The sequence below is a fragment of the Candidatus Lokiarchaeota archaeon genome (genome assembly GCA_014730275.1).
Classification (GTDB): Archaea; Asgardarchaeota; Thorarchaeia; order Thorarchaeales; family Thorarchaeaceae; genus WJIL01.
The window spans coordinates 1-9,917 of record WJIL01000099.1; the positions used below are offsets into that span (position 1 = coordinate 1).

The window sequence follows — 9,917 nt, forward strand, 5'->3', positions numbered from 1 at the left end:
GGTGATGCGTGATCTGGGGCTTCGCAGCAGGCGTGCGCCGGAGTACGTGGTCACGACCGATTCCGGTCATGACCTGCCGGTGGCCGAGAATCTTCTCAAGCGGGACTTCTCGGCACCTGCTCCCAACGAGAAGGAGATTGGGAATCTCACCTGACTTTCGACCCTCGAAGGCTGGTCGTATCTGGCGGAGTCGCTGGATTGTTGCAGCCGTTATGTGGTTGATTGGGCAATGAGCGACAGGATCGATGCGGAGCTGGTGTATCGTGCCCTGGAGATGGCTCTCAGGCGTCGTGATGTATCCTCGTCAACCACCCTGACCCACCACAGCGACAGGGGTAGCCAATACAGCTCGGAGATGATTCAGCAGCTCTTGACAGAGAATAGCATAGGCGTCAGCATGTCCCGTCGTGGAGACCCGTTCGATAATGCCATGATGGAGGGTTTCTTCAGCTTACACAAGAGCGAATGGACCAATGATCCGTACGAGACCTGGGTCGAATGCGAACTAGAGATCTTCAAATACATCGAGATGTTCTATATTCGCATAAAAACTTACAAAAGACTGAATTACATCAGTCCAATGGATTTCGAGCGGCAGTATGAGCGTGAGCGAAAAGCGAGCGAATCCGCTGCTTGTTTGTTAGCACAGTGATTGTCCGAAATCAACCGAGGGCTCCAAGAGTGTCGGATATCTGTCGACTACCTAGAAGAGTATTAGTTGTCGATGATATGCTTAATGTTGGGGGTAAGGAGTGCGGACTCCTTGTACAACTGCAGATACTCAAGGAATCTTCGATATCTACTGACCTATGCCTATTGAGAGGTGAAGGTGAGTTGGTTGAAAGAGCACTAGAATACACCAGTGATCATCTGTTTCTGAATCGAAAGAAAGGTAGATTTGTCTCTGTTGAGAGCCTTTTCCGCCTGAGACGCTACATAATTGATAAAAATATCCAGATTGTACATTGTAACGGGTGGCTTGATTCTCTAGTTGTATTGATTGCAGTCTGGGGGCTCAGGGTATCACTTGTTCGCACAGTCCATGGACACCTAAAAGGATTCAAACTAGCCATAGATCGATTTGTAACCAGCAAATTCGATTCGATGATAGCAGTTAGTAATTCATTTCGCAGGGATTTGCTGCGTTTGGGCTATAAAGAGTCCAACATATCTGTCATCCCGAATACATACGATCCATGCATGAAGCCAAGTAGCACATGCATCAAGCCTCCACCGTTGAGGATCATATCTGTTGGCAGATTGAATAAAGCCAAAGATCAAATGACACTGGTAAAGGCAGCGAAGGTACTCAGATCCCACAACACAGAATTTGTCCTTTCCTTGATTGGTACTGGAAGTCCGAACTATATTCATTCAATAACACGTTATTTAACAGAGAATTGCCTTGAGCCCTGGGTTCGAATGTGCGGACGGCATATGGACGTGGCAACCATATTGAGAAAAAGCCACCTGTTTGTCTTTCCTAGTACAAGAGAATCTTTTGGCATAGCGCTTATCGAAGCAATGGCATGTGGGCTACCAGTAATTGCATCCAGATTGCCATCAACAGAAGAGATATTAGAAAATGGTGAGTATGGCATTATGTTTGAACAGGGTAATTATCGTGACTTGGCCAATAAGATCATCAAATTCGCCTTGAATCATCAATTACTGGAGGAATACTGCAGCAAATCGCTCAAAAGAGCCAGCGAGTATTCACCTGGCGTATTCAGGAAGAGATTGCTCGACGTTTACAGAACGGTGCTGACATGATTTCTGGAAGTATCACAAATGTTCTTCAAATGGTGCAGCGACCTATTTCGAAAAGGCGCATTTCAGATGCACACAGATCGCTTTTTTGTGAATTGACTGGACACCCCTTGATTGAATTGGAACACCCCAGCTCCGCCGAATCTAGAAGAGCCTTACGACATTATGGGAACCTAAGTAGTCTTCTGATATTGTATTCGATAGGTCTAGGATTTCGATTGGGCGGCGAAGCATTCGTAGATGCTCGATAAATGATGGTTCATAGTAGGTCATTACAGCGAGATCGGCATCGTTGAGAACTGCACTTGGAGAAGTCTCGATGATTGAGTCGATTTCGGGCAATCTGTTTCTTACGTAATCCAAATTCTGGCCAATTAGTCTCTTCAAGTCTATATTTGGATCAAATACGCTAATGTTAAATCCGTTGTCTATTAGCGCTCTTGCGACTTCAATCGCTGGGCTGTTTCTAAGATCATCCGTACTCTGTTTGAAGGAGAGACCTAAAAGCGCGATTTTCTGAGGGTTCATCTGCGTTATCTGAGAAACAGCCGTATTGGTATGCAAGGCATTTGATTTGGGAATCGCCTGAATCATAGGAAGATTTGCACTGTGATTGCTAGCCATTGATATCAGCGCAGCGACGTCTTTTGGCAAACATGATCCCCCATATGAAAATCCTGGCTTCAAATACTTAGATGAGATGTTCAACTTCGTATCCTGACATACTACATCCATGACTTTTCTTGCGTTGATGGACAGTGAACCCAGCAACCGACCTATTTCGTTTGCGAATATTATCTTGCAGGCATGATAGCAATTGCAGACATACTTTATCATCTCGGCTTCTTCAGGCTCAATCAATATAGGCTGTCTACGGATATCACTGTACAGCAAACTCACAGTTTTGTGAGCTTCTTCGCTTGTTGATCCAACGATTACAAATGGGGGATCACGGAAATCTTCTACCGCGTTGCCTTCCCTGAGAAACTCAGGATTGAATGCCAGATGAAATCTAGCATGGGGGGTCTGCTCCTCGAAATAATGTTGCAGTTTTCTCGTTGTGCCTGGCGGAATTGTGCTGCGTATGGCGATAGTAGCTTCCCCGAATCTATCATGATAGAATTCTGCAACTTGCCTAGCAACCCTTTGGACCGAACTTAGATCCGGATGCCCTTCGGGCCCCTGAGGGGTACCTACGCAGATCAAGATGACATCGGCTTCTCTGAGCGCTTCGTGCAAATCAGTTGTTGCCAGGAGAGATCCAGCCCTAATTGCCTCTACAATAATCTCTTGGAGCCCAGGCTCAACAAAAGGTGCCTGGGCCTTATTGATCATCTCAACCTTTTCCTTACTGGTGTCCATGCCTACTACGCTGTGTCCAGAGTCTGCCAGACAGGCAGAAGTAACAGAGCCAACATATCCTAATCCGATAACGGAAACTCTCATTTCAGCACCTACCTCCTGCGCACGAATGAGTTGTAACTTGTTGATAGCATGAATTTCGCGCTAGTAGGCTACTCCCCTAGCTCCATCAATATACAAGATCGATTGATTGTCTGGATATCATCCAAGATTAACATTGCGGTGGTGAATTGAAGGGAGCCATACAGCCTAGAGAAAGGTACCAGACAGAAACGTATTCTGCTGCCTGTATACACCCTGACGAATATTTCGTCATTGAGATACAACGTACAACCATCCTTTTCCCGAACAGGTCTTATCTTAGGATTCATGATGAAAGGTCTTAGAACCTGCTTCTTCCGAGAATCTTGGACCGAATCCGAAATAAGGACCGAACTCTGGCTGAATTGAATGGTGCGCCTTAGTTTTGCTCCATCCTTCAAATGCAAAATTCCAGTAGCCTGCCCTGATTCGTAGCTGATGATTGCTTTCTCAGGTAGGCTCTTGGCGCCAAATGGCCCATAAAAAACCGCGTGGGGGCTATTCTCAAGCACCAGGGTATTATGTGCATGCTCACTTCTGAAGTAGTTTCGAAAAGAGGCGTTCTGGGGCATCCAATAGGAAAATGTCCCAGAGTCAACAAGGACAGGAAAGCCATTCTTCCAAAGGAGAATGCTAAGGCTATCGGCGTGAGCATGCGGACAATACTCCATGGGGGCCTGAAAACCCATAGGTCCGCATCGGAAGATGCAGCGATAGGTTTTTGATTCAAGTATAAGGTAGCCGCTTTCAGGGAAGATGCGGTGCCGGATTTTTTTTCGGCGGGTGTAATCTGGTTTTTTACTACTACTAGCACTATGTAGAATTCCGTTAAACCAGAAATTGACAGGTCTAATTGGAAATTCTGCGGCATGATGAAATGAGCGCTTCTCAGCCTGAAGAGAATCCCATAAATCAATTATTCCGCTATAATCCCAAAAGGAGTATGACAAATCTCGTGGCAGGATAGTCCCACCATCATCATCACCAATCCTTGGTACAAGACCTGAGGAATTAGCCATAGACTTCAGGAATTCGACTTGTCTACGGCATACGCTTGGTAGCTGCGGTAGGTAACGTTCAGTCTTTTCGGTGAAGACACGATAAAAGAGGTACATAGCCTCAAGATTAACCCGCATATACGCTATGGATTGCTCAGCGGAAATACCATCAGAACGATATTGATATTCCAAGTCATCATGCAGGTATCTGATGAGCCTCTCTAGCCTTGAGCAGTCACTCATATCAAGAAACCACAAAACGATACAGAGGATAGATAGCTCTACTATGGAATGATTATTCCGTCGCCATCTTGGTGCTGATTGGTTCTCTATGGTCAGGTTATTGTTCAGGAAATGACCGTGGGCTTGTAGAGAACGGAAAAATGTAACCTCCCAATGTATATTGCTTGTACCGATCTTTTTCATCAGCATGTAAAACAACATCCATGATAGGGATCTAATAGCAACCTCCATTGAGCTATACCAGTTTACTGTGAAGGGACAAGGATTCTCTTTGATCCACTGCGATATCGTTTCTTGCCCTTTCTTCAGGTATTTCATCTCACCTGTCAGCCAAGAGGCTTTGGCAAGGTTTAGTAGAAATTGGAATCTATTCAGCTCCCATGTAAATTTGTAGTCTGCGAAATTGGGATCGTAAATAGCAAGATGTTTATAGTAATGATTTGGGTAAGTACTTTCACCGTCCACCATTGCATTCCATATTGGTCTTTCCGGGAAGTTAAATTGCCTGCTAAGCAGATTATACTTGCCATCCATTAATGATTCCGCTTCTTCGACAACTGCCGTATTCTCGTCCTTGAAAACATATTGAAACCTTACCTTGCTTTTGATTGAGACATCAAAAGCAAGTAAGGTATCGGCCTTTTTCCGTACGGATTTTGGAATATTCGAAGCTAGCTGAATAGAGGTTTTTCGAAGGGGAAAAGATCCTTGGCAAGCTGTATGCATTTTAAGGAATTTCACCAATACCTGCTTGACAGAGCTTGGTGTTCTGCGAAATAGCCTGGAAGTGAATAGCCTAAACAGAGCACTATTCGGCGACATAGTGGCTAATCTGCAAGTTATTGTTCTCTGGCAAGTGTATATAGGAGGTCAGCAAACTTTTGAGTAAGGGCCTTTCTGCTATATCGCTGAATTCCCTTGGTAGAGATTTCATTCAAGGTATTTGTCCTCCATTTTCCAATTATATGCCGGAGTGCTTGATAAATCCTCTCCACATCCAAAATAGGTGCTGCCCATCCGATTCCATGCCTTTCGACAAATCTGCTGGCAATACCATCGTTGTCGAGTAGTAATATGGGTCTTTTAGAAGCCCAGGCTTCGTAAATTTTCCCGGGGATCAGTGTTGGAATAGGATAATTCAATACGAGATTTATGGCAGTTGATTTCAGTCTTTCTATAAATTCGGCCTTGGGGCAAAAACCAAGCAACCTAATACAACTGAGGAGATTATGTTCTCGAAGGTGCTTTATTTCTCTCTCTGGTATTTTGCCGGCAAATCTCAGTTCGATTTCCTTCCGGCGAATGAATCCTTCCTGAACGAGAATATCAAATGCTCTACAAAGACCGAGAATGGTTTTCGGTGCACGGCTGCCCCATCCTCCAGAATAGAAGAATGATAACCTACCGTCTTTGCTTGAATAAGCTGCTTGAGAACATTCTCTGAATTCTTCTAGGTCAACACCATTTGTTATCAACACAAATTTGCCTTCATGCGCTGGATATCTCTTTTGAAAATCTCTCCTGCTTGCATCTGTCACCAAGATTACTTTAGAAGCCGCACTAATTGCCTTCGCTTCGTCTCTTTTGATAAAATATCTAACCCAAGAGGGTCGAGCGAAATAGGAAACAGTATCAATTATGTCATCCTTTATATCGAGGATGATAGGTATATTAGGGAACCATTTCTTAAGGTGCCTGCTCGCGTAGATAACGCTGAAAGGTGGTCCTGTTGCGTAAATGACTGCAATACCTTCAGTGGATAGCAATTTCTTAGCCTTTTTGAGCATTAAGGGGCACCATAAGCGAGCTTTATCTGGCATAAAAAGGCCATTGAGAATAGCCTTGAGTCGCCTTTTTAGAATGCTCTTAATGGTCAGATAGCCGTTTTTCAATAGACCATGTTGCCTGCTAGAAAGAACTTCAGTTCTGGGCTTCTGCAAATGGAGATGCTCCTCTTTCTTCCTAAACCATCTAGGCTCAAACGTCCCGGTTCTTTCGATACGTACATTTGGTGGGATTTCATTAAGCAATCCTTTACAAAGCTTCTCTTCTCCGTACAGATAGCGTAAATCTGATCGGCGAGTCACCACAATCGGATGTATGTCTTCGTCAATCTTAGGAAGGTATTTAAGAAACTTGACAAGTCGTATAGAACCACCTTCCTGACCATAGGGTGGGAATGTATGACAAAGCATCAATATCTTCATTGGTATCACATGTTTCAATCTGGGAGTGTTATACCCGCTAGCATAGCTGTAGCATTCTCAATCGAACGCATTATGGCATTAGAGGGCAGTTCTATCTCAAATTCAAACATACGCCTTTTCAATCGTATCCTTTCGAGTTAGTCCTTCTAAAACGTAGACTTTCGTGTAGATACACTAAACCACCAACTAATAGAAAAAGATGCGGCTCAGTGTATCCACCGCCACCGGCTCCCATAATGAAGCTGAAAACGACGAGCATAGCTGAGAAGAACACCATAGCAATAAGCCCTTCTTGGTCAGGTATATTCTTGCGATTCCTTAATAGAGTTAGCGTAGATCCAACAACTGGAACGATGAGGAATAGAATGAGATAGGTTATACCCAATAGACCAAATAGACCTATTACAGAGAAATATGCCCCATGACTTCCAACATCTTGGTATTTAGCTCTTTCCTGAAACGGGATTGGTTGGATGCCCCTGCCCAATATTGGGCTCTCAACGAGACCCTCTATGAGTATTTCATAGCTTGATATTCTATGCTTCTCTCGCTGGGTTATGCTTTCGTAATCAAGAATTCTCTGAAATTGCACATCAGCCACATCCTGCCGGCCTATGCGGAATAACCCGAGTGCCCCGATGGTCAGCACTGCAATAATCGTAACAATAATGCTCTTACTAGGTCTAACTAGAATACCGAGGAATAGTAGGCCAGCACAAACTCCCACAAAGGCAGATCTCCCTCCTCCTAGTATGACCATTGCCCCTGAGGATATAGCAAAGATAAGATTTCTCATTCTTCCCCTGCTTTGAAAAGCCAAGAGCGTTGTTGCACATACCGTAGACAGTGCTGCAAAATGGGAAAGGCCCCCTATTCTAAAGGGTTTAATATAGTCAGAGTATGTAGGTCCCGTATATTCCAAGTATGCCAATGAACCCGATAAGAATGGGAAATCAATCAGCCCAAAATATGTGAGTACTCTAATAACGCACGTAATGAATAGCGTAGCCGAAATAAGACTGAGAATTTTGCGAAGTTCTAGTTTTAGAATATGTAGACCCCAATAGGTAACGAAAAACAGGAGTATCGCTACCATCGCCTCATAATATACTTTCAATCCATAGCCCGTTCCGAATCCTCCGAATAGAGATTTAGCCCCTGCGGGATTCCTAGCATAACTTGCTATCAAAGCAACGGTTAAAGCAATTAAGCCTAACATTGCTCTTCTTGTAATCCGTGATCTCGGATACGGCAAAATCCACCGATACTTTAGGAGTATCCATAAAAAAACCATTGGCGTAACAAGTTCAGAAAGATTGAATTTTACTCCTCCTATTATCCTCCCAAATGAAAGGGGAACGAGGGCAGTTATTAAGAACAAGCCATATTGCATAGTAAATTTCAGGCTCATAAACAGCAAAAGGAGGCAAATCAAGATTGCTGCTACATTGGAGTACAGGAACAGCAGGCCCAGTGCAATGGAGAATAGAATAGCTTTAATAAATGGGTATTCCCAAATACGCGGGGCAAGATCAGACATTGCGGCTCTACATCCTTAATTTGCTAAGGATGAGATTCGTCCTTTGGCGAATGTAGGATTTCTCATCTGGCTCAAAGAAACGAAGGATGACTAGGGTTGCGATGAATGCAAGCAGAACAGCTATGTTCCTCAGGATCAGCTCCAGAACCCACAAATCAGAACTTAGTAGTGATGCGGCCATAAAGGAAACAGCACCAGCAGCAAACAGCCTGGCAAGTCTTAACCATTCGAATTGGACTGGGAATAGCGACCTGGTAGTAAAATACCCGACGACACAAGTCGCTAAGCTTCCAGCGATAAAGGAATACCCAACTGCGATTACACCAATCTCCTGAACGAGGATTAAGCTCATTCCCAGGAATATGATCGAACCAGCTGCTCGCCTAACGGGGAACCAGTATGTCTTTCTCTTAATGAAAGCACCTATTCCAAGAAGTCCTCTCATCCAAAAAAGGGCTATGCCGAATGCTATCAATGGTACTAGACGAATAGCTTCCCAATATTCCTGTTTTGACATGGCTCTAAGCACCGGACCAGCCGACACGGAAACCGAGATCGCAAGTAATAGAAGAGCCGCAGTCAGATATGACAATAGCCTTGCATAGAATCGGGTTGCTCTTGGCTTCGAGAGAGCAGACATGACAATTGCTGGAGAAATCTGTGAAAAGGGTCTACCGATAAGGAGTTGCACAAAATTACCAATGCGGAAGGCAAGGGCGTATATTCCGACTGCAGTAGCTCCCAAGCTATGCGCAAGGATTAGTCTAATCCCTGCCTTCCTGGCTATAGCTATGGCATTTGTTGGCAAGAAGGGAGCTCCGAAAAACAGCATTCTCTTCGCTTCTTCCCAGCTGAAGCCTAGTGTAAATTCATTTCGAACAAGAAATATCATGAGAACAGTACCCAATGCCGTGCCTGAACCTATACCATAAATCACTCCGCTAATTCCATAATGCCTTATTATGAGGAAGTATATGATCGCACCTACTTGAGCCAACATGGCCAAGACGTTTACGAGTAAGTATTTTCTAGACCACTTCTTGGCGCGAATTATGGCTGCAGCTACTGTCATGATGCTATTCGCGAAGCCTATGCATAGGACTACTCTTACCTCTGACGCAAAGCCAGTAGAGCCGACCAGTAATTCTGCAAGGTGTCCGGCGAAAACAAGTCCGACAGCACCTAACGACAGGGAAAGAAAGATTGCAAGAAGCATTGCAGTGCCAAGGGCTCTTGCTCGTTCCGCGGTATTGTCATAATCGTAATATGATCGTATCAGAGCTGGGCCTATAGTAGTTCCGGACAAGGCTGCCATTGTGGTATTCAAAATCAACAAGAGATTAAGGTATCCATAATCAGCTACCGAAAGGTAATTGGTATATATCGGTAGCAAGAAATAGGAGGCGCCTTGGCGTAATATCGCACCAAGACTAAAAATCCCAGTATGCTGCACAGTCTCGATTATTTGTTTTTTCATTCTTGCCTAGAATTATAATAAGGAAAGTCCTAGAATGCTTTTAGTATGAAGAATAACTAGCTTTCGCAATATTTGTTCACCAGAAGAAAGATAAACCATGGGTATCACTCAGGAGCTTTGATGGATTTCTATTGGTATAAGCACTGGCAAAAATTACCTGTATCGCACAATGAAACCGATTTCTTGAGACAAGTAGGGAAAACTGTTGGTGGGCAACCAATATCTGCACTCCAGTTGCA

Annotated in this window: 7 protein-coding genes; 2 read left to right on the forward strand and 5 right to left on the reverse strand. The window is 44.2% G+C overall.

The annotated features are described in order from the left end of the window. Positions 1–229 precede the first annotated feature (229 nt). Together GF309_11270 and GF309_11275 are read left to right on the forward strand one after the other, a co-directional pair. Positions 230–652, forward strand: a complete 423-nt coding sequence (locus tag GF309_11270; protein MBD3159360.1) for a DDE-type integrase/transposase/recombinase — start codon at positions 230–232, stop codon at positions 650–652. A 29-nt stretch (positions 653–681) separates the two neighbouring features. Next, positions 682–1,773, forward strand: coding sequence for a glycosyltransferase (locus GF309_11275; protein MBD3159361.1), 1,092 nt, complete (start codon positions 682–684; stop codon positions 1,771–1,773). A 141-nt stretch (positions 1,774–1,914) separates the two neighbouring features. Here the strand turns inward: GF309_11275 and GF309_11280 are convergent, their stop codons facing one another. The 5 genes from GF309_11280 to GF309_11300 form a co-directional block, all read right to left on the reverse strand. Continuing rightward, positions 1,915–3,216: a nucleotide sugar dehydrogenase gene (locus GF309_11280; GenBank protein MBD3159362.1), complete on the reverse strand. Its 1,302-nt coding sequence runs from the start codon at positions 3,214–3,216 to the stop codon at positions 1,915–1,917. Positions 3,217–3,284: 68 nt separating this feature from the next. Next, a complete protein-coding gene (locus GF309_11285) occupies positions 3,285–5,276 on the reverse strand; it encodes a hypothetical protein (GenBank protein MBD3159363.1) in 1,992 nt (663 codons plus the stop codon). A 17-nt stretch (positions 5,277–5,293) separates the two neighbouring features. Next, entirely contained in the window at positions 5,294–6,661 is a 1,368-nt protein-coding gene (locus GF309_11290) for a glycosyltransferase (GenBank protein ID MBD3159364.1), read from the reverse strand. 118 nt (positions 6,662–6,779) lie between these two features. Further along, positions 6,780–7,880 carry a hypothetical protein gene (locus GF309_11295; GenBank protein ID MBD3159365.1) on the reverse strand — a complete coding sequence of 367 codons (1,101 nt, stop codon included), beginning with the start codon at positions 7,878–7,880 and terminating at the stop codon, positions 6,780–6,782. Positions 7,881–8,208: 328 nt separating this feature from the next. Continuing rightward, positions 8,209–9,678 carry an oligosaccharide flippase family protein gene (locus GF309_11300; protein MBD3159366.1) on the reverse strand — a complete coding sequence of 490 codons (1,470 nt, stop codon included), beginning with the start codon at positions 9,676–9,678 and terminating at the stop codon, positions 8,209–8,211. Positions 9,679–9,917: the final 239 nt, after the last annotated feature.

Coding starts and splice junctions, on each gene's coding strand:
- GF309_11295 (MBD3159365.1), bottom strand. CDS start 7,880: ATGTTAGGCTTAATTGCTTTAACCGTTGCTTTGATAGCAAGTTATGCT.
- GF309_11290 (MBD3159364.1), bottom strand. CDS start 6,661: ATGAAGATATTGATGCTTTGTCATACATTCCCACCCTATGGTCAGGAA.
- GF309_11270 (MBD3159360.1), top strand. CDS start 230: ATGAGCGACAGGATCGATGCGGAGCTGGTGTATCGTGCCCTGGAGATG.
- GF309_11280 (MBD3159362.1), bottom strand. CDS start 3,216: ATGAGAGTTTCCGTTATCGGATTAGGATATGTTGGCTCTGTTACTTCT.
- GF309_11300 (MBD3159366.1), bottom strand. CDS start 9,678: ATGAAAAAACAAATAATCGAGACTGTGCAGCATACTGGGATTTTTAGT.
- GF309_11285 (MBD3159363.1), bottom strand. CDS start 5,276: ATGTCGCCGAATAGTGCTCTGTTTAGGCTATTCACTTCCAGGCTATTT.